Below are 24,800 nucleotides of genomic sequence, written 5' to 3' on the forward strand. Positions count from 1 at the left end.
GCAAGCACTGCGCCGTGAATTCATCCGTCGCGCCTAGCTGGTTCGTGCCGGCGCGATGCACTGCGGTCGGGAACCACGGTCACTGCCGCGAGTTCTTTCGCATGGCCAATCATCCCGTCACCGGCGTGCTTACCTCAATCGGCACATTAACCTCCCGCCCCGCGGCATTCCTGATCCTGTTGGTCTACGCAATCCTTTGGATGATCTTCGAGCGACAGACCCTGGACTGGCATGGAGCGGCTACCTTGTTTACGTGGGCCATGACGCTGTTCATCCAGCGTGCCGAGCACCGCGACACTCAGGCCATTCACGCCAAACTGGATGAGATCCTGCGATCAGACCACAATGCCTCGAACATCACGCGGATCGACGATGAAGAGCCCGAGGAAATCGAAAAACACCGCCACCGCAGGCAGCAGGACGACTGATGAGCGGCGTTTTGGTTTCACGGCAGGACGAGTAGCGGGTTTCCAGCTTTTGACGCCTATCCAGCCTCGCCGCCTCCTGCGCTCAGGCCCAGGCCTTCGATCCTTGCTGCGGCTGTGGTTCAGCGACCGAAGGATCGGAGCCTCTATTGTTCCACCGCATCCAGAAATTGGCCCGAGAACCAGGTCGGGCAAATCGGCCGGCTCGAAATGTGTCATTCGCCTTTCTGGTTGCGCTCGACGAACTTGTTGAAACGGCTGGTTTGTCCGTCACCAGTCTTGGACTGGTAAAGAAAGGCCAGATCGTTCTCGTCGAATATGCGGAAGAACTCGTCCCATTCGACCGGCTCGAATGCTTCCTCGGGTTTGCCGAAGTCGATCCGCAGGATGCCGCCCGCCCCTTTGGTGCGAACCACTGCCGGCCGTCCATCCCGCTCCTCGGCCCATTTGCGGATTTCGTCGTGATTGGTGGTCGTTTGCGACTGGGACATTGAAATCTCCTTTGATCATCGGCGTTGCCAACATCGGGCATCGTCGGGGCTGCCGGCGTCCTAACAGCACAAGGGCGGCAATGTTCCGGCACGGCGCGGCGAGCGCGATGTGGCTGCTTCCGAACGAAGCCGGCCAAAGGAACTTTGTTGAAGCCAAGGGAACAAACCTTTTGCCGAAAAGTTCGGGTCGCCAAGATTACCTGTCTGAGGAGTGGTCGTGAAACGGATATTGGTTACAGGGGGCTGCGGCTTCATTGGCCGGCATGTCGCCCAGGAACTCATCGAGCAGGATTATTCGGTTCGCATTTTGGATGTGCTGCTGGAGCAGGTGCACGCAGGCGAAACAGTCGCCCTTCCCGCCGGGGCCGAGCTGATCAAGGGCGACATTCGGGACCGGGAGGCGGTCGCCAAGGCGCTGGAAGGCATTGACGCGGTCATTCATCTGGCCGCGGAAGTCGGCGTCGGACAGTCGATGTACGAGATCGCGCGCTATGTCGGCACCAACGATCTCGGCACCGCGACGCTGCTCGAGGCGCTGATCAAACACCCGGTCGAGCGCATTGTCGTCGCCTCATCGATGAGTGTCTATGGCGAGGGCCTCTATGCTACATCGGACGGCCGGCGCATCGACAATGCCCGGCGCAAGGCGAGCGACATCAAAAACGGGCAATGGAATCCGCTGTCGCCGGAAGGCGAGCCCCTCTCCCCCCTGCCGACGGACGAGGAAAAGCCGGTCGATCTCGCCTCTATTTATGCACTGACGAAATACGCCCAGGAACGCGCCGTGCTGATCTTCGGCGAAGCCTATGGCATCGATGCGGTCGCGCTGCGCCTGTTCAACGTCTTCGGCGCCGGCCAGGCGTTATCGAACCCCTATACCGGCGTGTTGGCCAATTTTGCTTCGCGTCTCGCCAACGGCCAACGTCCAATGATCTTCGAGGATGGCGAACAGAAACGCGATTTCGTCCATGTGGATGACGTCGCCCGCGCCTTTCGTCTTGCGCTGCAGCAACGCCAGGCAAGGGGTCACGTCATCAACATCGGCAGCGGCCGAGCCTATGCCATCAGCGACGTCGCGCGGGTACTTGCCGAGGCCATGGGAACGCCGGACCGCTCGCCAGAGTTGCTCGGCAAGGCGCGCTCCGGGGATATCCGCAACTGCTTCGCCGATATTTCCAAGGCCCGTGAGCTGCTCGGTTTCGAGCCGAGGCAACAACTGGAGAATTCCCTCGCCGATTTCGTTTCCTGGGTGCGCAACTCGTCCGCCATCGACCGCGGCGCCGACATGAAACGCGAGCTTGAAGAACGTGGGCTGGTGTCATGAATACGCGCAATCGACGCGACGCGCCCGTCGCCATTGTCGGCGGCAGCGGCTTCATAGGATCGAACCTGGCCGACAGCCTGTTGTCGGATGGCGAGCCGGTGCTGGTGATCGACAATCTCAGCCGCCCCGGCGTCGAACAGAACCTTGAATGGCTGGTGCAGAAACACGGAAGCCGCCTCATGGTCGAAACGATTGACGTGCGCGACGCCAACGCGCTTGCGCCCGTTCTGAAGAGTTCCAAGGCGATCTTCCACCTGGCCGCGCAAACCGCCGTCACAACGAGCCTGGTCCAACCGGACGAGGATTTCGACATCAACCTTCGAGGAACGTTCAATGTCCTCGAGGCGGCGCGGCTGAGCAGTGAGTTTGTTCCGGTGGTCTTCGCCAGCACCAACAAGGTCTATGGCAGCCTGCCCGACGTCGCGGTGCGCGAGGACGGCGATCGTTACCTGCCTTGCGACGGCATCATCCAAGCGAATGGCATCGACGAGACCCACGGCCTGGATTTCTGCACGCCCTATGGCTGCTCCAAAGGCGCGGCGGACCAATATGTGCTCGACTATGCCAAATCCTACGGCATGCCCACGGCGGTGCTGCGGATGAGCTGCATCTACGGGCCGCGCCAGTTCGGAACCGAGGATCAAGGCTGGGTCGCGCACTTCCTGCTGAGTGCGCTGACGGGACGTCCAATCACCATTTACGGCGACGGCAGACAAGTGCGCGATATACTGCATGTCTCCGATGCGGTCGCCGCCTACAGGGCCACGCTCGATCGTATCGAGACGACCAAAGGCCAGGCATTCAATCTTGGCGGCGGCCCCGATAATGCGATCAGCCTGCGCATGCTGTTGAGCGAGATCCGTAGCTTGACCGGCCGTGAGCTTTCGATCCGCCATGATGACGAACGCACCGGCGATCAGCCCTTCTTCGTCGCCGACACCCGCAAGATCAAAGCGATGCTTGGCTGGAAAGCTCGTGTTTCATGGCGCGAAGGCATTCGCGATCTCGCAGACTGGCTGCAACAACACCGGCTCCAGCCTCGCCCCGAAGTCGTGAGGTACGTCGCATGAAAATCGCCTTGGTAAACCCGTTCTGGACCTATGACGACAGCATCTATTTCGGCTGCCGCCAACCACATCTCCCGCTGGAACTCGGCTATTCGAAATCCCTCCTCGAAACAGCCGGCCATGAGGTGTTGATGCTGGATGGGCAATTGCAGAAGCTCGACAACTCGGACCTCTCCGAGCGTGTGGCTGATTTCGCGCCTGCAATGACGGTCGTCACTACCGCCCCGACTTATCTGTTCTGGCGCTGCGCACCACCCGAGTTGCGCGTGCCGGCCGATTTCCTCAACCGTCTCGCCGGGCGCGGTGGACGCACAGTCGCGGTCGGGCCGCATGGCTCGGCTACGCCCGCGCCAACCTTGCGCAAGCTTGGCGTCGACATTGTTGTGCGCGGCGAATGCGAGGAAATCGTCGCGGAACTTGCCCGGCGCGACGACTGGAGCGCGGTCCCCTCGACCGCTTACCTGCGCGACGCCAAGGTGGTTTTGAACGGCGGCGTCCACGCCAGCTCGTTTGTCGATCATCCGCCACTCCAATGGCCATCAGACTGGATCGCAGCCCATTCGCATCACCATCACAGGTTCGATGACAAGCAGGTTGGGTTCGGCGCGGAGGTCGAAGCATCGCGCGGCTGCCCCTACAATTGCAGCTTCTGCGCCAAGATCGATTTCCGCGATGCCTATCGCCGCCGCAACCACGAGGCGGTCATAGCGGAAATCGATCGGCTGATTGCCCAGGGCGTCGGCTACATTTATTTCATCGATGAAATCTTCCTGCCGCAAAAAGCGCTGTTGGAAGCGTTGATCCATCGCGACGTGAAGTTCGGTGTGCAGACCCGCATCGACCTTTGGAAGCCCGAGCTGCTGGAATTGCTTGGTGCGGCCGGCTGCGTCTCCATCGAGGCCGGTCTCGAAAGCCTGACCGTGGAAGGTCGTGCGATGCTCGCGAAGCGCTGCCGGCTGGGTACCGAGGAACTCGCCGCGCTGCTCGTCAATGCCAGGCGTCACGTTCCATTCGTACAGGCCAATCTGATCGGCGTCGTCGAGGATGACCCTGCCCTCGTCGATTACTGGCGAACGCACCTCATCGACAACGGCGTATGGGCCAATGAACCCGTACCGCTTTATCCATATCCGAGTTCGCCAAGCTATCGCGAGCTTTGGGGCGAACCCGATGACCTCGCCTGGGAGCGCGCCCATGATCACTATCTCGCATCATTCCAGAAGTTCAGCGATATCCAGGAAAGGCGCCCGCGTCCGCTGGCGGAACTGGAGGCGACATGTTGCGGACACTGACGCCGCGCTCGCGGCGCATCCTGATGACGGTCGATGCCGTGGGCGGCGTGTGGCGCTATGCGCTCGACCTGGCCAGGGAACTTGTCAACGGCGGCGATAGCGTAGTGCTTGCCGGTCTCGGTCCGCCACCGTCCAGGCACCAGGCCGACGAGGCGGAGGCTTTCGCGAAGCTGATCTGGCTGAACACGCCGCCGGATTGGATGACCCGCAACGGCGGTGATCTCGACGCGCTGCCGCGGGAGTTGCATGCGCCCATGCGCGACCACGCCATCGACCTTGTCCATTTCAACGCGCCTTCGCAGGCGGCGGGATTCGACGCGCCATGCCCGGTCGTGGTGGTCTCCCATTCCTGCGTGACGACCTGGTTCCATGCGGTCAGAGGACAGGCGGCGGATGGGGCATGGGCCTGGCAGAAGGAGCGCAACAGACGCGGCATGGATCGGGCCGACGCGGTCATCGCGCCGAGCCGCAGCCATGCCGACATGCTAGAGACCTGCTACGGCCCGATCGCGCGCTTGAGTGTGGTCACAAATGGTGCCCGTCCTCTGCCGAAGGCCGAAAAGCATCAACCGCTCGTCTTCGCCGCTGCCCGCTGGTGGGACGAGGGCAAAAATGCGGCGGTGGTCGATCAGGCGGCGTCCCTGACGCGATGGCCTCTGTTTGCCGCCGGTTCGACGAACGGCCCAAACGGCGAGCATGTCAGCTTCAGCCATGCTGTTCCTCTGGGAGCAGTGCCGTCCGATGAGGTGCGTTCGTTGATGGCTCGCGCGGGTATTTTCGTATCGCCATCGCTCTACGAGCCATTCGGCCTGGCCGCGCTGGAAGCCGCCATGTCGGCTACGCCCCTGGTGCTTTCCGATATCGCCACCTATCGCGAACTATGGGACGGGGCCGCGATATTCTTTGACGCGCGCGATCCGCACGATCTCGCTGCCTGCCTCAACCGTCTCTCCAGCGATGCCGAGCTCCGGCGAGAGCTTGGCCAGGCAGCCATCCGACGCAGCCGCAGGTTTAGGCTGACAAAGCAGACAGCGGCTATGCGCGGCGTCTACGACAAAGCGGCCTTAGCGATGGCGGAGCGCTGATCATGCGCTTTGTGTTTTACACCCACTCGGTCGTTTCCGACTGGAACCATGGCAATGCCCATTTCCTGCGCGGCGTCATGCGAGAGCTGGTCCAGCGCCGGCATCAGACTATTGCGCTGGAGCCGGCGAATGGCTGGAGCCGGTCGAATCTGCTGGCTGAGAAGGGGTCGTTCGCCATCGAACGCTTCCGCAAGGATTTTCCCGAACTGATGCCGGTGACCTACGACGCCGGATTTGATCACGAAGCCTGGATTGCCGAGGCCGACGTTGTGATCGTTCATGAGTGGACGGATCCGGAGCTTGTCGCACGTATTGGCCGTGCCCGGGCCGCCGGCGGCAACTTCATCCTTCTTTTTCACGACACCCACCACCGGGCCGTGTCTGCGACCGAGGCACTCTCGGCGCTCCGGCTGGAGCACTATGACGGCGTTCTCGCCTTTGGCGAAACCTTGCGCGAGAGCTATCTGCGCGCCGGCTGGGGCAAGCGCGTCTTCACTTGGCATGAAGCGGCGGACGATCGCCTGTTCAAGCCGCACCCGGAGATCCACCCCACCTCCGATCTGGTCTGGATCGGCAACTGGGGCGATGATGAGCGGACCGCCGAACTCAAGGAGTTTCTGATCGAGCCGGTGCACGATCTCGGCCTTCATGCCGCTGTTCACGGCGTACGCTACCCCAAGACCGCACTTGCGGATCTGGCCACCGCAGGACTGCGCTATGAGGGGTGGATCGCCAATGCCGACGTGCCGAAGGCCTTCGCCGCGCATCGTGTCACCGTTCACGTTCCACGGCGCCCCTATCGCGAGAGGTTGCCCGGAATCCCGACGATCCGCATGTTCGAGGCACTCGCCTGCGGCATTCCGCTGATTTCAGCGCCATGGTCCGATGTCGAGCAGCTTTTCAGGCCCGGTGTCGACTTCCTGTTTGCCGAGAATGGCTCGCAAATGCGGCAACAGCTTCGGACGGTGTTGTCCGACGAGGACTTTGCGGCCTCCCTGGTGACCTCGGGTCTCGAGACCATCCGCTCGCGGCACACCTGCCGCCACCGCGTCGACGAGTTGCTCGGCGTGCTCACGCAATGCGCGAACCGACACACCGCCGTCCCGACAGCCGCAAAGGAAGCCGTCGCATGAAGATCGCATTCTATGGATCGAGCCTTTTGTCGTCCTACTGGAACGGTGCCGCGACGTACTATCGCGGTTTGCTCAAGGCACTTTCGCAATTGGGTTACGAGATCACGTTCTACGAACCCGATGTCTACGACCGGCAGAAGAACCGCGACATCGAAGCTCCCGACTGGTGCACTGTCGTCGTTTATGAGGCGACCCAGCATGCGCTGATGCAGGTCGCGGCACGTGCCGCCGGCGCCGACATCGTCGTCAAGGCGAGTGGCGTCGGTTTCGAAGACGAGGCGCTGCTTCGCGCCGTTCTCGACCACGCCCGCAGCGACGCGCTTGTCGTATTCTGGGACGTGGATGCGCCAGCCACGCTTGCCCAGTTGCGCGACGAGCCGGACCACCCGCTCCATCGTGCACTGCAGGAGATCGACCTCGTGCTGACCTATGGTGGCGGCGATCCCGTTGTCTGGGCCTATCGTGCCATGGGCGCCAAGGAGTGCGTGCCCATCTACAATGCGCTCGATCCCGAAACGCACCATCCGGTCGCCAGCAAAGCGCGTTTTGCCTGCGACCTGGCGTTCCTCGGAAACCGGCTGCCGGACCGTGAAGCGCGTGTCGAATCGTTTTTCCTCGATCCCGCCAGCCAGCTGCCGAAACAGCGTTTCCTGCTCGGAGGCTCGGGTTGGGGCGACAAGCCGCTCCCCACCAATGTAGGCTGGCTCGGCCATGTCGGCACCCGCGATCACAACGCCTTCAATGTCACCCCAAAAGCCGTGTTGAACATCAGCCGCGACAGCATGGCCGCCAACGGTTTTTCACCGGCCACGCGAGTGTTCGAGGCGGCCGGCGCGGGCGCCTGTCTCATCACGGATGCATGGCTGGGCGTGGAACTGTTCCTGAAACCAGGCGAGGAGATCCTGGTCGCGCGTGACGGCGGCGATGTCGCCGAAATAATGCGCTCGCTGACCCCCGGGCGGGCCAAGGCAATCGGCCAAGCCGCACTTCACCGCGTGCTGGCGGACCATACCTACGCGCTTCGGGCGGATGTGGCGGATGCCGTCTTCAAACGTCATTTCGAGCACGGGGCCGTGGAGGCAGCGGAATGACCAAGAAACTGGACATCGTCTTTCTCGGCCTGTCGCTGTCCTCATCCTGGGGAAACGGCCACGCCACGACTTTCCGGGGTCTTTTGAAAGGCTTGCACGGACTCGGTCACCGGGTGACTTTTCTGGAGCGCAACGTGCCCTGGTACGCCAATCACCGCGATCTGCGCGATCCGGAGTTCTGCGCCTTGCGCTACTACGAAACCACTGCGGAGCTGCAACGCGACTACGCACAGTGCCTGGAGCAGGCCGACATCATCGTCATCGGATCCTTTGTTCCAGAAGGACGCCAGGTCATCGACATCGTCGCCTCGCTTTGCAAGGGGCAGCTCTGCTTTTACGACATCGACACCCCGGTGACCCTGGCCAAGCTTTCAGCCGACGATTGCGATTATCTGAGTTCGCGGCAAATTCCGTATTTCGATGTCTATTTCTCCTTCACTGGCGGACCAACGCTCAACCATCTGGCGCAAGACTTCGGCGCGCGTCATGCCGAACCTCTCTATTGTTCGGTCGATCCAGAACGGCATCACCCGACAGGAGATCCGATCCGCTGGGATCTCGGCTATCTCGGCACCTACAGCATGGACCGGCAGACAACGCTGAACGCTCTGCTGCTCGAGCCCGCACGGCATATGCCGAACCTCCGTTTCGTCGTGGCCGGCTCCCAATATCCATCCGACATCATCTGGCCGGACAATGTCGAACGCATCGAACATTTGCCGCCAGCCGATCACGCCGCGTTCTATAGCCGTCAGCGCTACACGCTGAATGTCACACGCAGTTCCATGATCACCGCAGGATGGTCGCCCAGCGTGCGCCTGTTCGAAGCGGCGGCTTGCGGCACGCCCATCGTCAGCGACCACTGGCCAGGGCTCGACAGCTTCTTTCCCGCATCGGCGATCCACACCGCCGCGGAGACGGACGAAGTCATCGATATCCTCGTTGGCGAGTCCGAGCGCGCACGCCTGGCCATGGCCGGCCGGGCTCGCAAACTCGTCCTCGCTTCCCACACCGGTGGGGCCAGGGCTCGCGAATTCGTGGCGGCGCTGACCCAACCAACGGCGACGGCCCTCGATCTCGACATTGGAAGTGCAGCATGAACGGCAGACAGGAGAAAACAGCGATGCGACAGACAAGAAAGGCGCACAGGGCAAAGACGGTGCTTGTTGCCGGCGGCGCGGGTTTCCTCGGTTCGCATCTTTGCGAAGTATTGCTCCGCAACGGCTGGCGCGTGATCTGCGTCGACAATTTTCTGACCGGGCGCATGGAAAACATCATCTCGATCATGGACCGGCCGGGTTTCCGGTTGATCGAGCAGGACATCTGCCGGCCATTGGATCTCGGCGAGCCCGTGGATCACATCTTCAACCTGGCCTGCGCCGCCTCACCGCCGCGTTATCAGGCCGACCCGATACACACCACGCGTACCTGCGTGATAGGAACCCTCAACCTGCTCGAACTCGCTGTCCGCAATGACGCGCGACTGCTGCAGGCCTCGACGAGCGAAGTGTATGGCGATCCGGAACAACACCCGCAAAGGGAGGATTATGTCGGCCATGTGAACTGCACCGGCCCACGCGCCTGCTACGACGAGGGCAAGCGCACCGCCGAAACGCTTTGCTTCGACTATCTAAGGGCCGGCAAGGCCGACGTCCGCGTCGCGCGCATCTTCAACACCTACGGTCCGAGAATGGATCCGGCCGACGGTCGCATCGTCTCGAATTTGATCATGCAGGCGCTCGAGAAGCGTCCGCTGACGATATTCGGCGACGGCCAGCAAACGCGATCCTTCTGCTATGTCTCCGACTTGATTGATGGATTGATGCGCCTGATGAACATCGACCCCAATCCGGGCAAGCCGGTCAATCTGGGCAATCCCGGAGAATTCACCATCGTGCGACTGGCGGCATTGGTGAAGGCGATGACCGGCACCAAGTCGGATCTGAAATTTCTGCCCCTGCCGCAAGACGATCCTCGGCGCAGGCAGCCTGATATTACGCGTGCGAAAACGCTGCTCGGCTGGTCGCCGAGAGTGCCGCTCAACGAAGGGCTCAAGCTGACGATCGATTATTTCGCGGCGCTCGAAGGCACCGGCATCGGCGATCAGATGACAGGCCTTGCCAAAAGGAGACCCGCAGGCGGGCTGCAGAACCTTCCTGCATGACGTGGGCCGCGGCCGGACCTGCCCGGAGATCGTGCGGAACATCCATCCAACCTTGTAGTTTGGCGGGAGGGACCCGATACGGAGGATCATCCTCATGCAACCCAAGCGACCCGCGAAGGATGTCGACAAGATTGCCGAACGCGAGGCGGCTGCCTATTTGCGGCGCTCCTCGATCACCTATCTCGAGTGCTGCGTCAGCTTGATGATGACGCATCTGCAGCGCGAGGAAGTGGCCGCTATTCTTGAGCAGGAAGCAGACATGCTGCGAAGGCTGGATTGATCGAAACGTTACACCTGAGATTCGTCCAGGAATCGTATCAGCCCCGCCCTGTATCGGTCTGCCGTCCCGGCCAGCCTTGCTTTTTCCTGGCCATTTTCGGATTGCGCAGCCGTGCTCCAGAGCCCGATTTGGAACGCCAAATAGCAGGGTTCGAAAAAATCGATGTGGCCATTGTCAATATCGAGCCCCATCCCCTCGACCAATGTCGTCACATCGCTGTCGGATAGTCCATATTCGACACGGGCGCCGGCAATGTCCCACTCTATCGGCTGGCAGCCAATCAAATCGTGTGCCCGGCAATGGTCGACGGCATCTGTCTTGAGCACCGTGCCGTCGGCACAAACGAGAAACTCCCACGCGTGAAGCTTTCCGTCGATTTCCACCCGCTGCAGAACATACGCAGGGGTTTTTTTCGAGAGCCAACGGCGCAACGTCGCCGCTCGGTTCTCGCCCAGGGCTTCAGATGTATTGGAAACAGCCATTTCCGCGAGTGCGAGCAATGATGCACCCGGTTCGCAGGTTCGGAGATTGAGCGCCCGCCAGGTTAGATAGCGCGCCAACTCCGCGACCAGCCTTCCTCTTGGCAGCGGCGCCTGGTCCATCGTGGTGCCGTCAATCCACCGTTCGACCAGAAAGCCGTGGCAAAGCCCGACCACTTGCGATCCGAACCCGGCTTTCCCCAACATTTCCGCGGCTCGTCTCTTACGCCGTCCGGTTTCGCCGAGGCCGGCGAATTTGACGAGCCAGCGACCACACCCCGCGGACGCCAGGAATTTACGCCGCTCGATGCCGCGCGGGCTCGGCGGCCAATGCTTTTCGTCGACGTAGTGGACGCTCCTCCATTCGCCACCAGACAGTTCGGTCAGGCGTAATTCGGGGCTGCCGACCGCCTCGGCCACCCATTCGCTAAGCGTGGGAATGTTCGAGCTTTCGGGGAAGGTGCATTCGAGCGCCGTCGCCACATGTTTCGGACAGCGCGACCATGTCTCCCTGGCCTCCCGTGACGCTTCGATGCCCGGGTTGCCAGGATGGCTGGGAAACAGGTGAATGCGGTCCATACCAATACCCAGTTCCCGCAGCCACGCGACGACGGCGTGCATCGAACTGCCGGACAGACCGGGACCTTCGTCTACAACGGCGAAGCGTGCCGATGGATTGTTCTTCCAGGAAGCGATCGAGCGCGGATCGGCATTGATGTGCCTGCGGAAAGGATGGCCGACCGGACGAACGCTGAACGGCGCCGGCGCGCCAATCGCGGCAGCCACTATGGCGGCAAGCCCCAGGCCGATGCTGCGGATGCCGATCACGCATGTGTTCGCATCGAGACCTGACTCCTGCGCCGCTCCCAAATAGCTTTCGGGATAAAGCGCGTAATGCGCGTAACCCTCGGCAGAACCGGTCAGAACCTCAGCCTCGCAATCCAACCCGTCCAGCAGTTGGAGAAGTCCTGGGTCGATGCCACCGCCCACGGCGAAACCGCTTCGCCACGACTTCGCCACCTCGGCCGCAAGACCAACCAGCAATCTCGCGCCTTGCTGTTGCCGCGGCGAAAAGATGTCGATGCCGCTGGTCTCGAAATCGACATCGGCAAGCGCCCGAACCAGTTCCGATACGCTGATGAATAGTCCAACCAACGCGGCATGGCGTCGGAGGCCACGAGCCATGCGGTCCAGACTTTGAGCAATCTCGCTGGCAGCTTCGCGAAGCCGTTCTGCGCTCTGCCTCCGCTTCTGGTCGCCGTAAACGATCATCGATCGGTTTTCCAATGCTTTGCCTTCCGGCAACGCAGCGAGCGCTGCTTCGATCCATGCTGTCTTGCGCAATTTTTCGGCAGGCCAAGGAACATTCCGGCACGCTGGTGGTTCGGCGGCAGGAACTTACCTTTGAACAGCATAGGGCGGCAGTTTCGTGGGATCGAAAAAGGTTCGTGTCGGTATCGTCGGGGTCGGCAATTGCGCATCCTCCCTGGTGCAGGGCCTCTCCTATTATCGTCACGCAAAAAGCAACGAACCAATCCCAGGGCTGATGCATGCCGACCTCGGCGGCTACCATGTCGACGACGTCGAGATTGTCTGCGCGTTCGACGTCGCCAGGAGCAAGGTTGGCCTCGACGTCGCTGAAGCAATCTACGCCGCCCCCAACAACACGTTCCGCTTTGCCGATGCGGCGGCAAACGGCGTTCGCGTCGAGCGCGGACCGACACTTGACGGCATCGGAAAATACTTGCGCGACGAAATCGAGGAGGCGCCGGAGCCGGTTGCCGACGTCAGCGAAATCCTGCGCAACAGCGGCGCCGACGTGCTGGTCTCTTACCTGCCGGTGGGCTCCGAGGAGGCGACGCGCTTCTACGCCGAATGCGCGCTCGAGGCCGGCTGCGCCTTCGTCAACTGCATACCCGTTTTCATCGCCTCACGTCCGGAATGGCGCCGGCGCTTCGAGCAGCGAGGGCTGCCGCTGGTCGGCGATGATATCAAGAGCCAGGTCGGGGCGACCATCGTTCACCGCCTGCTGGCCAATCTCTTCCGCGAGCGCGGCGTGCGCATCGATCGCACTTATCAGCTGAATTTCGGCGGCAACACCGACTTCCTCAACATGCTGGAACGCGAGCGGCTGGAATCAAAGAAGATTTCCAAGACCCAGTCCGTGGCCAGCCAGTTCGATGTTCCCCTGGAGCCGGGCAATATTCATGTCGGACCCAGCGACCACGTACCGTGGCTGACCGATCGCAAATGGGCCTATATCCGGGTGGAAGGGACGACCTTCGGCGGCGTGCCGCTCAACGCCGAACTCAAGCTGGAAGTCTGGGATTCTCCAAATTCAGCCGGCGTGGTGATCGATGCGATACGCTGCGCCAAGCTTGCGCTCGATCGTGGCATAGCGGGAGCACTGACCGGCCCCTGCAGCTATTTCATGAAGTCGCCTCCCGAACAGTTCACCGACGCCGAAGCGCGGCAGCGCACGCTCGCTTTCATCGCCGGCAAGGACGAGCCTTTGCTGGATGCCGCGGAATGACGACAACGTTCTTTTTGATCCGTCATGCAGCGCACGACAATGTCGGCTCCTATCTTGCAGGACGGATGGACGGCGTTTGCCTTGGCGAGGCTGGGAAGGCGCAGGCCGCGCATCTTGGTGGCCGCATGGCCCGGGAGCCGATTGAAGCCATCTTGTGCAGCCCGCGTGAGCGTACGCAAGAGACGGCCGTGCCGATCGCGCTTGCCTGCGGCGTCGGCGAAATCGCGATCTGCGCCGAACTCGACGAGATCGATTTCGGCGATTGGTCGGGAAAGACTTTCGACGAGTTGAATGGCGATGCCGGTTGGCGGGCGTGGAACGACCAGCGGCAGGAGGCCAGGACACCGAGCGGCGAGACCATGCTGGATGTCCAGGAGCGGATCGTCGCACTGATGAACGCAGTGCGCGAGCGGCATCCGAATCAGTGTGTCGCCCTGGTCAGCCACGCCGACGTGATCAAAGCCGCCGTCTGCAAGGTGCTTGGCTTGCCGGTCGGCGACTGCTTCCGCTTCGACATCGATCCAGCCTCGATCACGACGATCGTGTCGGGTGACTGGGGCTCCAAGCTCCTGCGAATGAACGAAGCTGCCTGACGAGGACTTTCCGGATGCAGATGGTCATTTTCGGTCTCACCGTTACATCATCATGGGGCAACGGCCATGCCACGCTCTGGCGCGGACTGATCCGCGCCCTGGGTCGGCTGGGATGGTCCATCACCTTCTTCGAACGCGATACCCCCTACTATGCCGGGACGCGTGATCTCGATCGGCTCGATGGCGGCAACGTCGTCATTTATCCGGACTGGGAAGACATCCGTCGCGTTGCGGAGCGGGCAATGAAGCAAGCGGATGTCGTCGTCGTTACCTCCTACTGTGCCGACGCCGTGGAGGCCTCGCGGCTGGCGCAGCAGACAGGTCGCGGATTGCGTGTCTTCTACGATCTCGACACTCCGGTCACGCTTGCCCGCATCGAGCAAGGCGAGCGTCCGCCCTATTTCGGACCTGAGGGTCTTGCCGATTTCGACCTCGTTTTGAGTTACACCGGCGGCTCTGCGATCGAGGCGCTTAAGTCGGTTTTAGGCGCGCGTCACGTGGTGCCTCTCTATGGGCATGTCGATCCCGACCAACACCGGCCGGCAGAGAAGCGGGCCGAATTCGCCGGTGATCTGTCCTATCTCGGAACTTACGCGGCGGATCGCCAGGCCGGCGTCGAAAAGCTGCTGGTCCGCCCGGCCGCGCGCCTGCCCGACCACCGTTTCATCATTGGCGGCGCGCAATATCCGCAGGAATTCCCATGGAGCGACAACATCTTCTTTGTCAGGCATCTTCCGCCAGCCGACCATCCGGCTTTCTTCTCATCATCTCGCCTGACACTGAACGTCACCCGGGAGGCGATGGCGCAAAAGGGCTGGTGCCCGTCGGGACGGCTCTTCGAAGCGGCCGCGTGTGGGGCTGCCATCGTCACCGATGCATGGCCGGGCCTGGCCGAATTTTTCGAACCCGGCCGCGAAATCTTGTTGGCGCATGACACCGATGATGTGGTCGCCGCATTGCGATTGCCGGAGCGCGAGCTCGACGGCATTCGAAGGCGTGCCCGCGACCGGGTCTTGGGCGAACACACTTCCGCACGGCGCGCGGCGGAACTGGATCGCATCCTGAACGAGGCCTTTCAAAGATCTCCCGGCGAACCGATGAGGGAAGCGGTCTAATGTTGGGCATCGTACCCGCTGCCGGGCGCGGCAGCCGCATTCAGCCGCTCGGCTTCTCGAAAGAGCTGCTGCCGGTCGGTAGCCGGATCGATGGACAGACCGAGCGTCCATGCGCCGTGAGCGAGTATCTGGTACGGCGCATGGTGCAGGCCGGCGTCGACAAGATTTGCTTCATCATCGGATCGGGCAAATCCGACATCCTTGAATACTACGCCGCCGGCTACGGTGACGCGGCGGCTCTCTTCGTGGTGCAGCCGAACCCCGTCGGTCTGTGCGATGCGATCTTCCGGGCGGCGCCCCTCGTCGCGCCCGACGAGGTCGTCCTGGTCGGCCTTCCCGATACGATCTGGTTTCCCGAGGACGGTTTCCGCCATTTGCCCGACGATCAGCTCTCATTTCTGCTTTTCCCGGTGGATCAGCCGGAATTCTTCGACGCCGTCGTCACCGACGTCCACGAGCGCGTGATCGAAATCCAGGTCAAACGACAGGATGCCGCCACGAACTGGGTTTGGGGTGCGTTCAAGATGCCGGGCCATATCCTGCATCAGCTTGCGGCACTCTGGCGTGAGCGCGAGCGCAGTGACGAATATATCGGCACTTTGGTCAACGCCTATATTGCGGCCGGCGGTACAGCTTTTGGTGTCAGGGCTGGGTCGGACTATGTCGATGTCGGCACTTTCAACGGCTATCGAACAGCTCTGCGGTTGCTTGAAAACGACGCCTCATCCGCGCAGCGCCGGCCCACCATGATCATGCCCGGCGCGCAGTCGCATGTACCCGTCGTTCCTGGCGAAGGAGCCTGAGCCATGCTGCATTCCCATGCCGAAATCCGCCGCCGCATCGATGCGCTCGGCCCGTGGTTCCACAACATGGAACTTGCCGGCGTCGAAACCGCTCCCAACCATTTTCTGGGCAACTACCCGCTGATCAAATGGCGCAAATTTGCCAATGCCATTCCTGCTGATCTGACGGGCAAGGCGGTACTCGATATCGGCTGCAATGCAGGATTTTACTCCATCGAGATGAAGCGGCGAGGTGCTGACCGTGTCCTCGGCATCGATTTCGATGACGCCTATCTGGCCCAAGCTCGCTTTGCCGCCGAGGTTGCCGATTGCGAGATCGAATTCCAGAAGCTTTCGGTCTACGATGTCGGGTCGCTGCGCGAGACGTTCGATGTCGTGCTGTTCATGGGGGTGCTTTACCATTTGCGCCACCCCTTGCTCGCGCTCGACCTGATCCGCGAACATGTCGCCCGTGACCTGATGATCTTCCAGTCCATGCAGCGCGGCAGCGCGGATCTGCCCGAGTTGGAGGAAAACTATCATTTCTGGACGCATGACCTGTTCGACCAGCCGCAGTTTCCCAAGCTGCATTTCATCGAGCACCGCTATGCCGACGATCCCACCAACTGGTGGATTCCAAACCGCGCCTGCACCGAAGCGATGCTGCGCAGCGCCGGTTTCGAGATCGTTCTGCACCCCGAGCAGGAGGTCTATTTCTGCCGCGCAGCCGGGGACCCGGCCGGCGGCGGCGCCATCTACCCCTCGAAAGGACAGCTCCATGATTGAAGCCGCCATGATCTGGAACGAGCCCAACAACAAATCGCATTGGGACCCAGAGCTCGATCCCGATTGGAGCCGCTTTGCCAGGATGGCGATCTTGTCGGCTGACGCAATCGCGTCGGAGAACCCGTCTTTGACGAAAGTACTCGGTGGCATCTCGCCGATAGATCCGGGCTTTATCACCCGCATGAAGGAATTCGGCGTGCTGGACCATGTCGATGCCGTCGCCGTGCACGGCTTTCCGCTCGACTGGAACCTGTGGCAGATCCACGAATGGCCACAGAAGATCGGCGAGATCGCGACCGTCACCAACCTTCCCATCTGGGTCAGCGAAGTCGGCGTATCGACCTTCGGCGCGGAAGAAATCCAGGTTTGGGGGCTCAAGCGCACCGCCGAGTTGCTGATTGGCAACGCACCACGCATCCAGTGGTACAGCCTCTACGATCTTCCGCGCGAATGGGAAGCAACGACGCGGCATCGCGAGGCGGAGGGCTCTTCTTACTATCGACATTTCCACATGGGGCTGCTGCGCCAGGACGGTACGCCAAAACCTGCGCTGGAGGAGTTCCTGCGCTACACGCCCGCAATGGGGCTGGTGCAGTGGTTTCATTTCGAGGACCCCCGGCTGGACGATGCCGTCGCCTGGATGAAGCGGCTGGGCGTCACCAATATGCGCACGGGGCTTTCCTGGGCAGACAGCTTCCGGCCGAACGCGCTGGACTGGTTCGACCGGCAGATGGAGGCACTCGCCGATTTCGACGTGACGGTCACCTTTTGCTTTACACCGCAGCATCGCGGAATGATGCCCCACCACACCAGCCCGCCACTGGCGCCGGAGGAGTTCGCGGAATTCTGCGCAACCATGATCCGCCGCTATGCGCCCGGCATGACGTCCGCTTCGCTCCCGACGCGGCGGGCCTCGGCAGCGTGAAAGTGTCATGCTGCCAATGCATCAGACGCCTGACACATTGGACGAATTAGCGGCATCATCGGCAGGTGGTGCGGCATACGGGACCGAGGCGCAACCAGCCGCGGCGCTCACTGTCCTCAATGTCGCCTACCCTCTCGCACCCGTCGGACCCGATGCTGTCGGCGGTGCCGAACAGGTTCTGTCGATGCTCGATCGGGAGCTGGTTCGCGCCGGCCACCGCTCTATCGTCATTGGCTGCCGCGGCTCCAGCGCGAGCGGTACCCTTGTGGAAATACCGGCTGAAAACGGCGTGCTCGACGAGGCGGCGAAGAGCCGCGCGCAGCAGGCTCATCGCAAAGCGATCGCCGCTGCCCGCGCCCGATGGCCGATCGATGTGGTTCATCTGCACGGCATCGATTTTCATGCCTATCTGCCCGACGATGGTCCGACCCTGGTGAGCCTCCACCTGCCCTTGGACTGGTATCCGGCCGAGGCTCTGCGACCGACGCGCGACGACCTGTGGCTCCATGCGGTCTCGCCCACCCAGCAGCAAACGGCGCCACCAGGGGCCAGACTGGTGGCGCCGATTCCCAACGGCGTTGACATCGAAGCACTGAGCCTGGTGCAGCCGAAGCGAGACTTTGCCCTGGTTCTCAGCCGGGTCTGCCCGGAAAAGGGCATTCACCTGGCCCTGGACGCGGCCAAACAGGCGCGCGTGCCCCTGGTCATCGGCGGCAAGGTCTATCCCTACGAAACACATACGCGCTACTTTCGCGACGAGGTCCAATCCCGTCTTGATGCTCGCCGCCGCTTCCTGGGCCCGCTCGGCTTTAACGCCAAGAGGCGCTTTCTCAACGCAGCCCGCTGTCTGGTCATTCCAAGCCTCGCCGCCGAGACAAGCTCGCTTGTCGCCATGGAGGCCCTCGCCTGCGGTACCCCGGTGGTCGCATTCCCGAATGGTGCGCTTGCGGATGTCATCGAGCACGGCAGGACGGGCTTTCTCGTCAACACAGTCGACGAGATGGCCCAAGCCATTCTTGCGGCGCCCAGCCTGGACGCCGAGGCGTGCCGGGTGGAGGCGCGACGGCGGTTTTCGCTGGAACGGATGATCTCGTCGTATATGGCTGCCTATCAGGCGCTGGCACAACTTGGCACAGATTGCCGGCGCTTCGCTGCGGCACCGTGAGAAAAGCAGTGTTGCGCAGCGAAATCATCGATGACCCCGTAAAATTCGATGCCTTGACGCCGCACTGGTGGAAACTGTGGGAGCAGAGTTCCTCTGCGACGCCGTTCCAATCCCCCGCCTGGCTGGTGCCATGGTGGCGCGCATTCGCACCCGGTGAACTGGCGACAGTCGCGGTCTGGCGTGGCGGCGATCTGGTCGGGCTGGCGCCACTCTATCTCGAGCATGGAACGGCCGGTTCGAAGCTGCTTCCGGTCGGCATTTCGCTCAGCGATTATCTGGACATCCTGGCTGTCCAGGATATCGAGGCGGCGGTCGTGTCCACAATTGCCGAAACGATCTGCTCGGTCGGGTGGTCACAATGGATCTTGTCTGATCTGCCGCAAAACAGTGCCGGTCTTACGATCGCGCATCCCGGTTTAACGGTCGAGAGGCCGGTAATTCATGCAGCCTGCCCCGTGCTTGCTGTTGCCGGCGACGAAACGTTGGCCGGCTGCGTTCCCGCTCGGCGCAGGCGCCAGTTGCGCCGGGCGCGCCAAGCGGCGTCCAGACGCGGCCGGCTCGCGTTGGCGTCAGCTCGGGGTGATCACCAGAACTTCCTGAATCAATTGATCCGCCTGCACCATGCACGCTGGGTTGGACATGGAGGTGGTGTATTGGCCGACCCCGCCGTGCAGCACTTCCATGAGCTTTCACTTCCCTTGCTCGATGCTCACGGTCTGGTCCGATGCTGGTTGCTCGCGATCGATGGCACGACTGTCGCCGCCTATTACGGATTTCACCACCGCGGCCGCGCCTATGCCTATCTCGGCGGCCTAGATCCTGCATATGCCGAGGAGAGCCCAGGGGCGATCCTGATCGGCCACGCGATCGCGGAGTCGATCCGCGAGGATGCGCGCGAGTTCGACTTCCTGCGCGGCCAGGAGGCCTACAAATATGGCTGGGGCGCCGTCGACAGGTGGACGATGCGGAGGATCTGGACGCGGAGTTGATGTCATGAGTGTGCACGCGCAGCGCCGGACATCGGTCAGACGGGCGGTCGAAGATTGCATGGCCGATGGTGCCTGCGCCGAAGCTGTTCTCGTCAGGCTGGCGCTTCACCTGCCGCCCACAATTGAAGCGGCGGAATTGGCGGAGTTCGTGCTGAAAGTCCGTCCGGCGGATACCGGCGATGCTGAAAGACTGCGAAAGGTCGCTGGACTGCTGCGCCACAGACCGGGCGTCCTTGCCACTTTGCGAGCGACAGGCGGCGCCGTTCGGCATGAACGCGGTAACGGCGAGACGGATATTGCCGTCGTCACGCGGCTGGCCTCGAGTTTTGATGCCGCGGCAGCAATTTCGACAGCCGCAAGTGTCCAGTTAGGATCCCTTGGCGATGACGAGCGGCTGACAGCCATGACCGACGAAATCGTTGAATGGCTCGAGGCGCGAGAATTCACCGGAATTGAACGAGACATTCTCGACATCGGTTGCGGCATCGGACGTTTCGAGCGCGCGCTGTCCAATTCCTTCAAGCGGATGGTCGGCATCGACATATCATCGCGGATGATCTCTATCGCCTCCGAGCAATGCGCAGCGCTCGGCAATGTCGAACTGCGCCAAACCTCCGGTCTCGATCTGGCCGACTTCGACGACGACAGTTTCGATTGCGTGTTGGCGGTCGACAGCTTTCCCTACCTGGTCCTGGCCGGCATGGCTGAGCGGCTTTTCGATGAAATTGCGCGCGTTCTCAAACGGCCGGGCCGGCTCGCATTGCTCAACTATTCTTATCGCGGATCGCTTTCTTTGGACCGGGCCGACATCGGCCGTCTTGCGCAAGCTCACCAATTGCGGGTCGTCATCGACGGCGAGAAGCCGTTTGGGTCATGGGATGGCGACGCCTTCCTGCTTGCTGGGTGAGACGGAACATTACAGCGCGATGCCGGTTCGGGCGTCGGCACCGATCGGTGTCCTGGATTCGAAGGAGGAGATCATGGCATCCGGCGGCAAAAAGCATTTCGGCCAAGGCAGCCAAGGCAAAGGTGCCGGCGCCGGCGCAATGACCACCTTGGACAAGGACAAGATCGAAGAAAACGCGGTTTTGTCCAACCGCGACAGGAAGCAACATAGCCGAGAGCGCGGGCTGGACGGCAATCGAATCAAGTCCGATCAATTTCAGGATCACGCCGCAAACCGGTTGCTGAAGGACTGACGCCACCGCGCCGCGTCTTGCCGCGGCACGGAGGAAAACTGTGCAAGGGCCGCCGGTGAGCCTCTCGGCGGTCGACAACGCCTTGTAGTGCCGAGCGCTCATCATCAGACTTGGATCTAGGGATGCTATCAAGAGAACGTGATGTCTCATTCGAGCGACGATACCACGGATCTGCTTGTCGAGATGGCAGTGGATCAGGAGATTGCTTCCCTGCTGGCCGCCATAGAGCAGGAAAAGATACCAGACCGCCTATCCAAGCTGGCGATCCAATTGCAAAATGCTCTCGTCGAGAAGCGTCGGCGAGACGTGAAGAGCTGATTATCTGCGGCTGTCGACCTCTATATCGAGCTGACCATCCGACAGCTGATTTCGCCTTTCTATCAATGTCTGCAACGAGCTCTCCCCGAGTAGCTCAAGGATGTTGGCGCGGGCACGGTTCAGCCGGCTCTTGACCGTCCCTACCGCGCAGCCGCAGATTTCGGCGGTTTCCTCGTAGCCCACTCCTAAAACGCCGATCAGCATCAGCACCTCGCGCTGATGTTCGGGCAGCTTTTGGATGGCGCCGTGAACTTCCTTGCTCTGAACGGTCCATTCCTGGGTAGCTTCCGAAATCGGTCTCGAAGACGCGCAGTCGAGAAGGCCTGGCGCTTCCCGTGCAGCGATCTTGATCCGGGTGTAGTAGGTGTTGCGCATGATGGTGAAGAGCCACGACTTCATGCGTGTACCAGGTTCGAACTTGTCGATGTTGGCGAGCCCTTTGGTCAACGTTTCCTGCACCAGATCGTCGGCATCGTCTGGAACGCGGCAGAAGGTGCGCGCGAAAGCCCGCAGGGCAGGTATCAGATCAACGATGGAAACGTCATTGGTTTGTTGGTCGGCCAAGAGATAGCCTCCGGATGACAATGGTCCAGCTCCCAGAAGAAAGAGTGAATGAACGAAGCCAGAGCTAAATGCATGGAAGTTTGGTTCGTTCCCGCCGTTGGAAACAACTCTTCGAAAATTCCACCGGGCGCGAACACGCCGACTACGGTCTTCCCCCAAACACGCCCACTTCAAAGGAACGAAACACCATGCCGAGCTTCATTCCCGGGAACCTCGCCGGTGCGTTTGGCTGTGCAGGGCATGGACCGAGTCGTGCGGCTGGTAACGCGCAAACCACTGCCTGACAAACCTATTGGCGAACCACGTGGCGAACTCGGCTACCATCGATACATAGCGATAATGGTTGGCCCGGAGGACATGTTAAAGTCGTTGATTTTATCGATTTGTCGGCGCGGGTGAAATCCAGCAATCGGTCGAAGTTGCCGGGCAGTCGGCCAACGACCATGCTCGTCCAGCACTTGCTCTATTCTGCCCTCCGATGGGGCTAAGCCGATGAAATACCGGGTTGATTCACCCTTGACGGCGTCGCCGAACGGCGTGCTGTGGCGTACAATCTGCAGCTGCTCTCCGAAGCTGGCTGTTGCGGTGCTGTGCAACTCGCTTTGGCGAAAATCACGGATGACGATCAGCGCTTGAGTGAGCGCCCGAACCGGTCCTCGATCCGCGACTGCAGGAACTCGAGCCCCATCGAGAGCAGCCAATAGATCATCGAGGCGGTGATGAGCATCTCGATGTGGCGGAACTCGGTCTGGCCCTGCGTGCGTGCGAGATACATGATCTCCCAGACCCCGACCACCGAGACCAGCGAAGAATCCTTCAGCATCGCAATGAACTGGTTGCCGGTTGGCGGCACGATGACCCGCATCGCCTGCGGCAGGATCACCAGGAACATCGTCTGGTTAGCGCTAAGGCCGAGTGCCGTAGCACCCTCGGTCTGGCCGCGCGAGATGCTTTCGATGCCGGCCCGGAAGATCTCGGTCATGTACGCGCCGTAGCAGAGCGACAGCGCCATGATACCGGCCGGCACGGCGCCGATCACATAGCCAATCTGCGGCAGGCCGAGATAGATGATGTAGATCTGCATCAGCAACGGCAAGCCACGAAACAGAGAGGTATAGAAGGTCGCCAAGCCATAGACCACGCCGTTGCGGGAAAGTTTGGCGATGGCGCCAACGAAGGCGATGAGGGTGGCAATGGCGATCGAAATGGCCGAAATGTAGAGGGTCGTCACCACACCCTTCGAGACGAGGAAGCCGATCTTCTTGGCGATGAACGCGAAGGACAAGTCGAAGGAATAGAAAAACAACATTAGCAACACGAACAGCTCTATCCAGACTGCCACAATCTGCTGTTTGCGGCTGAGATACCGCAGCGCGTTCCAGTTCGCCACCAAGATCAATGCGATCAGCACCGCCGAGACCGCCCGCCCGACGTCCGGGTTGGCGGCGAGCCACTCGACCGACCCCGGAACGAGCTTGCCGAGCCAACTCGCTTTGATGCCGAGCCCATACAGGCCGGCGGCGATGGCGGCGAGCACGAAGAACACGCCAACGCGGCGCGCCGCGTCCGGGTGGTTGAGCAATAGTCGGCCGATCACGTCTTCGATCTCCCTGCGGTCAGCGGGCCCGCTCGCGCCACCAATCCTGCGCCTGCAGCTTCCAGTAGGTGAGTTGCGCAACCGCAAGTCCAGCCGGGCCGCCCGCCCAGGCAAGGCCGAAGGGTGCGAACAGCCGGTACCGGTCCGATTGTCCCAGTATGGCTTCGGCGATCAACTTGCCGGCGACCGCCGTGGTGTTGATGCCATGGCCACCAAAAGCCGTGAGGTACCAGACGCCCGGCTGCAACGGGCCTATCTGGGGCATCATGTGCCGGGCATAAGACATGAGCCCGGACCAGGCGAGTTCGGTCTTGAGGTGTTCGAGCTGCGGATAAGTGGTGACCATCTCACGGCGCAATTGCCTCGCCAACACGCCCGATGAGGCTGCCCGGGTGGTGATGCGCCCTCCCCAGAGCAGCCGCCTGCCGTCTTCGACAACACGGTAATAATCGCCTGCGCGACGGTTATCGCCGACGGCGTCGGTCGTCGTAATCGCCTTGGCGATGAGGTCAGGCGCCTCCTCGCTCACCATAACGTAAGTGGCGATAGGCAGGAATGCCCGCTGCAGCCGACCGACCAGTGGCCCCGTATATCCGCCGGTGGCAACTACGGCCTGGCGGGCGCGCACTTCGCCGCTGTCGGTACGCAAGATCTTTTCGGCGCCGTCAAGGTTAGCTTCAACGGCAGCCGTTCTCTCGTATATCCTGCCGCCCAGCCGTTCGATTTCGCCCGCAACGGCGCGCAGATAGTTAAGCGGATGCATGTGGAAGGCGCTGGGATCGCGCAGGCCTTGGTGGTAGCGATCCGAATGCAGCACCGCTCGCACCTGGTCGCGATCGAGATAGTCGAGCCGATAGTCGAAATCCCGCGCCAGTTGCTCCGCATATGCCTTGAGCGCGGCGCCGCCATCGTGGCGAAGCACGCTCAATATACCGGAGCGCGGCTCTGCCGCCTTGATGTCTAGATCGCGGATCGTCTGCCGCACGAAGTCGACGCCTTCGATGGACAGGCGGTGCAGTTTTTGTGCCGCGTCGACGCCGGCCATCGCGGCGATGTTGTCGGTGCCGGTGGCGAAACCGGGATTGACGAAGCCGCCATTGCGACCGGAGGCGCCGAAGCCTATCCGCTGCGCCTCAAGAACGACGACCTGCTGGCCGGCGCGAGCCAGCTGCAACGCCGTCGTCAGGCCGGCCAGTCCGCCGCCGACAACGACTGTCTCGCACTCGGAAACGCCGCTCAGCGGCGGCCTGATGGTGTTGTCGGCAAGCGTGCGTCGGTAATAGGTGTCAGGACATGTCATGATCAATATGATGAGGTGGCAGCACTAGAGCATTTTGCAGGCAGGCGGAGCCGCCCGGTGTCGTGGAAATGCGGCTGAAACAAAACAGATGGAGCGGGATGTT

The 24,800-nt window shown here is 61.7% G+C and carries 26 protein-coding genes; 21 read left to right on the forward strand and 5 right to left on the reverse strand.

From position 1 onward, the window contains the following. The first annotated feature begins 101 nt into the window (after positions 1-101). Positions 102-428 carry a low affinity iron permease family protein gene (locus X727_RS155245; RefSeq protein ID WP_023681103.1) on the forward strand — a complete coding sequence of 109 codons (327 nt, stop codon included), beginning with the start codon at positions 102-104 and terminating at the stop codon, positions 426-428. 212 nt (positions 429-640) lie between these two features. On the opposite strand, the gene X727_RS155240 is transcribed toward X727_RS155245, so the two are convergent. Beyond that, the gene (locus tag X727_RS155240; RefSeq protein ID WP_023667991.1) at positions 641-916 is read right to left on the reverse strand and encodes a hypothetical protein; all 276 of its coding nucleotides are present in this window, start codon (positions 914-916) and stop codon (positions 641-643) included. A 217-nt stretch (positions 917-1,133) separates the two neighbouring features. On the opposite strand from X727_RS155240, the gene X727_RS155235 reads away from it, so the two are divergent. From X727_RS155235 to X727_RS155195, 9 genes are all read left to right on the forward strand, one after another. Next, complete coding sequence (locus X727_RS155235) at positions 1,134-2,240, forward strand: SDR family NAD(P)-dependent oxidoreductase (protein ID WP_023833995.1); 1,107 nt, start codon at positions 1,134-1,136, stop codon at positions 2,238-2,240. Continuing rightward, positions 2,237-3,310: a GDP-mannose 4,6-dehydratase gene (locus X727_RS155230; protein WP_023833996.1), complete on the forward strand. Its 1,074-nt coding sequence runs from the start codon at positions 2,237-2,239 to the stop codon at positions 3,308-3,310. Before X727_RS155235 ends, X727_RS155230 begins: the two co-directional genes overlap by 4 nt. Further along, positions 3,307-4,599: a TIGR04295 family B12-binding domain-containing radical SAM protein gene (locus X727_RS155225; RefSeq protein ID WP_023833997.1), complete on the forward strand. Its 1,293-nt coding sequence runs from the start codon at positions 3,307-3,309 to the stop codon at positions 4,597-4,599. Before X727_RS155230 ends, X727_RS155225 begins: the two co-directional genes overlap by 4 nt. Further along, positions 4,584-5,684, forward strand: a complete 1,101-nt coding sequence (locus X727_RS155220) for a glycosyltransferase family 4 protein (RefSeq protein WP_023744470.1) — start codon at positions 4,584-4,586, stop codon at positions 5,682-5,684. The genes X727_RS155225 and X727_RS155220 overlap by 16 nt, the downstream gene beginning before the upstream one ends. Before the next feature lie 2 nt (positions 5,685-5,686). Next, complete coding sequence (locus tag X727_RS155215) at positions 5,687-6,817, forward strand: glycosyltransferase (protein WP_023744469.1); 1,131 nt, start codon at positions 5,687-5,689, stop codon at positions 6,815-6,817. Continuing rightward, the gene (locus X727_RS155210; RefSeq protein ID WP_023667985.1) at positions 6,814-7,908 is read left to right on the forward strand and encodes a glycosyltransferase; all 1,095 of its coding nucleotides are present in this window, start codon (positions 6,814-6,816) and stop codon (positions 7,906-7,908) included. The genes X727_RS155215 and X727_RS155210 overlap by 4 nt, the downstream gene beginning before the upstream one ends. Continuing rightward, positions 7,905-9,008, forward strand: a complete 1,104-nt coding sequence (locus X727_RS155205) for a glycosyltransferase (RefSeq protein WP_023681097.1) — start codon at positions 7,905-7,907, stop codon at positions 9,006-9,008. Before X727_RS155210 ends, X727_RS155205 begins: the two co-directional genes overlap by 4 nt. 23 nt (positions 9,009-9,031) lie before the next feature. Continuing rightward, positions 9,032-10,072, forward strand: a complete 1,041-nt coding sequence (locus X727_RS155200; protein ID WP_023744467.1) for a UDP-glucuronic acid decarboxylase family protein — start codon at positions 9,032-9,034, stop codon at positions 10,070-10,072. A 94-nt stretch (positions 10,073-10,166) separates the two neighbouring features. Next, complete coding sequence (locus X727_RS155195) at positions 10,167-10,352, forward strand: hypothetical protein (RefSeq protein WP_023667982.1); 186 nt, start codon at positions 10,167-10,169, stop codon at positions 10,350-10,352. An 8-nt stretch (positions 10,353-10,360) separates the two neighbouring features. Here X727_RS155195 and X727_RS155190 read toward each other — a convergent pair whose 3' ends face one another. Beyond that, positions 10,361-12,175 (reverse strand): hypothetical protein, encoded by a 1,815-nt coding sequence (locus X727_RS155190; protein ID WP_245274138.1) that lies wholly within the window; start codon positions 12,173-12,175, stop codon positions 10,361-10,363. A gap of 85 nt (positions 12,176-12,260) precedes the next feature. Here X727_RS155190 and X727_RS155185 point away from each other — a divergent pair, with 85 nt between their 5' ends. From X727_RS155185 to X727_RS1000000166205, 11 genes are all read left to right on the forward strand, one after another. Continuing rightward, on the forward strand, positions 12,261-13,364 hold the full coding sequence (locus X727_RS155185) for a myo-inositol-1-phosphate synthase (RefSeq protein WP_023736084.1): 1,104 nt from the start codon (positions 12,261-12,263) through the stop codon (positions 13,362-13,364). Beyond that, positions 13,361-13,957: a histidine phosphatase family protein gene (locus tag X727_RS155180; RefSeq protein ID WP_023667978.1), complete on the forward strand. Its 597-nt coding sequence runs from the start codon at positions 13,361-13,363 to the stop codon at positions 13,955-13,957. Before X727_RS155185 ends, X727_RS155180 begins: the two co-directional genes overlap by 4 nt. Before the next feature lie 14 nt (positions 13,958-13,971). Continuing rightward, positions 13,972-15,072, forward strand: coding sequence for a glycosyltransferase (locus tag X727_RS155175; protein ID WP_023699986.1), 1,101 nt, complete (start codon positions 13,972-13,974; stop codon positions 15,070-15,072). Beyond that, a complete protein-coding gene (locus X727_RS155170) occupies positions 15,072-15,875 on the forward strand; it encodes a sugar phosphate nucleotidyltransferase (protein WP_023667976.1) in 804 nt (267 codons plus the stop codon). The genes X727_RS155175 and X727_RS155170 overlap by 1 nt, the downstream gene beginning before the upstream one ends. A 3-nt stretch (positions 15,876-15,878) precedes the next feature. Next, on the forward strand, positions 15,879-16,640 hold the full coding sequence (locus X727_RS155165) for a TIGR04290 family methyltransferase (RefSeq protein ID WP_023687791.1): 762 nt from the start codon (positions 15,879-15,881) through the stop codon (positions 16,638-16,640). After that, positions 16,633-17,565, forward strand: a complete 933-nt coding sequence (locus tag X727_RS155160) for a beta-xylosidase (protein WP_023699985.1) — start codon at positions 16,633-16,635, stop codon at positions 17,563-17,565. Before X727_RS155165 ends, X727_RS155160 begins: the two co-directional genes overlap by 8 nt. A 7-nt stretch (positions 17,566-17,572) precedes the next feature. Then, entirely contained in the window at positions 17,573-18,730 is a 1,158-nt protein-coding gene (locus X727_RS155155) for a glycosyltransferase (protein WP_023744465.1), read from the forward strand. Between the two features lie 8 nt (positions 18,731-18,738). Continuing rightward, the gene (locus X727_RS155150) at positions 18,739-19,719 is read left to right on the forward strand and encodes a GNAT family N-acetyltransferase (protein ID WP_245274139.1); all 981 of its coding nucleotides are present in this window, start codon (positions 18,739-18,741) and stop codon (positions 19,717-19,719) included. Between the two features lie 4 nt (positions 19,720-19,723). Continuing rightward, positions 19,724-20,626 (forward strand): class I SAM-dependent methyltransferase, encoded by a 903-nt coding sequence (locus X727_RS155145; protein ID WP_023691450.1) that lies wholly within the window; start codon positions 19,724-19,726, stop codon positions 20,624-20,626. A 73-nt stretch (positions 20,627-20,699) separates the two neighbouring features. Next, positions 20,700-20,918, forward strand: coding sequence for a hypothetical protein (locus tag X727_RS155140; protein WP_023691451.1), 219 nt, complete (start codon positions 20,700-20,702; stop codon positions 20,916-20,918). Between the two features lie 141 nt (positions 20,919-21,059). Beyond that, entirely contained in the window at positions 21,060-21,236 is a 177-nt protein-coding gene (locus X727_RS1000000166205) for a hypothetical protein (RefSeq protein ID WP_023667969.1), read from the forward strand. On the opposite strand, the gene X727_RS155135 is transcribed toward X727_RS1000000166205, so the two are convergent. From X727_RS155135 to X727_RS155125, 3 genes are all read right to left on the reverse strand, one after another. Next, the gene (locus X727_RS155135) at positions 21,237-21,800 is read right to left on the reverse strand and encodes a sigma-70 family RNA polymerase sigma factor (RefSeq protein WP_023667968.1); all 564 of its coding nucleotides are present in this window, start codon (positions 21,798-21,800) and stop codon (positions 21,237-21,239) included. A 625-nt stretch (positions 21,801-22,425) separates the two neighbouring features. Beyond that, positions 22,426-23,397 (reverse strand): amino acid ABC transporter permease, encoded by a 972-nt coding sequence (locus X727_RS155130; RefSeq protein ID WP_023687785.1) that lies wholly within the window; start codon positions 23,395-23,397, stop codon positions 22,426-22,428. A gap of 19 nt (positions 23,398-23,416) precedes the next feature. Continuing rightward, positions 23,417-24,697, reverse strand: a complete 1,281-nt coding sequence (locus X727_RS155125) for an FAD-binding oxidoreductase (RefSeq protein WP_023833999.1) — start codon at positions 24,695-24,697, stop codon at positions 23,417-23,419. Positions 24,698-24,800 lie beyond the last annotated feature (103 nt).

The sequence above is a fragment of the Mesorhizobium sp. L103C105A0 genome, assembly GCF_000502215.1.
Lineage (GTDB): Bacteria > Pseudomonadota > Alphaproteobacteria > Rhizobiales > Rhizobiaceae > Mesorhizobium.

Excerpts from the sequence above, each read along its gene's own strand:
- X727_RS155245 (WP_023681103.1), top strand. The coding sequence starts at position 102 with ATGGCCAATCATCCCGTCACCGGCGTGCTTACCTCAATCGGCACATTA.
- X727_RS155240 (WP_023667991.1), bottom strand. The coding sequence starts at position 916 with ATGTCCCAGTCGCAAACGACCACCAATCACGACGAAATCCGCAAATGG.
- X727_RS155230 (WP_023833996.1), top strand. The coding sequence starts at position 2,237 with ATGAATACGCGCAATCGACGCGACGCGCCCGTCGCCATTGTCGGCGGC.
- X727_RS155225 (WP_023833997.1), top strand. The coding sequence starts at position 3,307 with ATGAAAATCGCCTTGGTAAACCCGTTCTGGACCTATGACGACAGCATC.
- X727_RS155220 (WP_023744470.1), top strand. The coding sequence starts at position 4,584 with ATGTTGCGGACACTGACGCCGCGCTCGCGGCGCATCCTGATGACGGTC.
- X727_RS155215 (WP_023744469.1), top strand. The coding sequence starts at position 5,687 with ATGCGCTTTGTGTTTTACACCCACTCGGTCGTTTCCGACTGGAACCAT.
- X727_RS155210 (WP_023667985.1), top strand. The coding sequence starts at position 6,814 with ATGAAGATCGCATTCTATGGATCGAGCCTTTTGTCGTCCTACTGGAAC.
- X727_RS155205 (WP_023681097.1), top strand. The coding sequence starts at position 7,905 with ATGACCAAGAAACTGGACATCGTCTTTCTCGGCCTGTCGCTGTCCTCA.
- X727_RS155200 (WP_023744467.1), top strand. The coding sequence starts at position 9,032 with ATGCGACAGACAAGAAAGGCGCACAGGGCAAAGACGGTGCTTGTTGCC.
- X727_RS155195 (WP_023667982.1), top strand. The coding sequence starts at position 10,167 with ATGCAACCCAAGCGACCCGCGAAGGATGTCGACAAGATTGCCGAACGC.
- X727_RS155180 (WP_023667978.1), top strand. The coding sequence starts at position 13,361 with ATGACGACAACGTTCTTTTTGATCCGTCATGCAGCGCACGACAATGTC.
- X727_RS155175 (WP_023699986.1), top strand. The coding sequence starts at position 13,972 with ATGCAGATGGTCATTTTCGGTCTCACCGTTACATCATCATGGGGCAAC.
- X727_RS155170 (WP_023667976.1), top strand. The coding sequence starts at position 15,072 with ATGTTGGGCATCGTACCCGCTGCCGGGCGCGGCAGCCGCATTCAGCCG.
- X727_RS155165 (WP_023687791.1), top strand. The coding sequence starts at position 15,879 with ATGCTGCATTCCCATGCCGAAATCCGCCGCCGCATCGATGCGCTCGGC.
- X727_RS155160 (WP_023699985.1), top strand. The coding sequence starts at position 16,633 with ATGATTGAAGCCGCCATGATCTGGAACGAGCCCAACAACAAATCGCAT.
- X727_RS155155 (WP_023744465.1), top strand. The coding sequence starts at position 17,573 with ATGCTGCCAATGCATCAGACGCCTGACACATTGGACGAATTAGCGGCA.
- X727_RS155145 (WP_023691450.1), top strand. The coding sequence starts at position 19,724 with ATGAGTGTGCACGCGCAGCGCCGGACATCGGTCAGACGGGCGGTCGAA.
- X727_RS155140 (WP_023691451.1), top strand. The coding sequence starts at position 20,700 with ATGGCATCCGGCGGCAAAAAGCATTTCGGCCAAGGCAGCCAAGGCAAA.
- X727_RS1000000166205 (WP_023667969.1), top strand. The coding sequence starts at position 21,060 with ATGTCTCATTCGAGCGACGATACCACGGATCTGCTTGTCGAGATGGCA.
- X727_RS155125 (WP_023833999.1), bottom strand. The coding sequence starts at position 24,697 with ATGACATGTCCTGACACCTATTACCGACGCACGCTTGCCGACAACACC.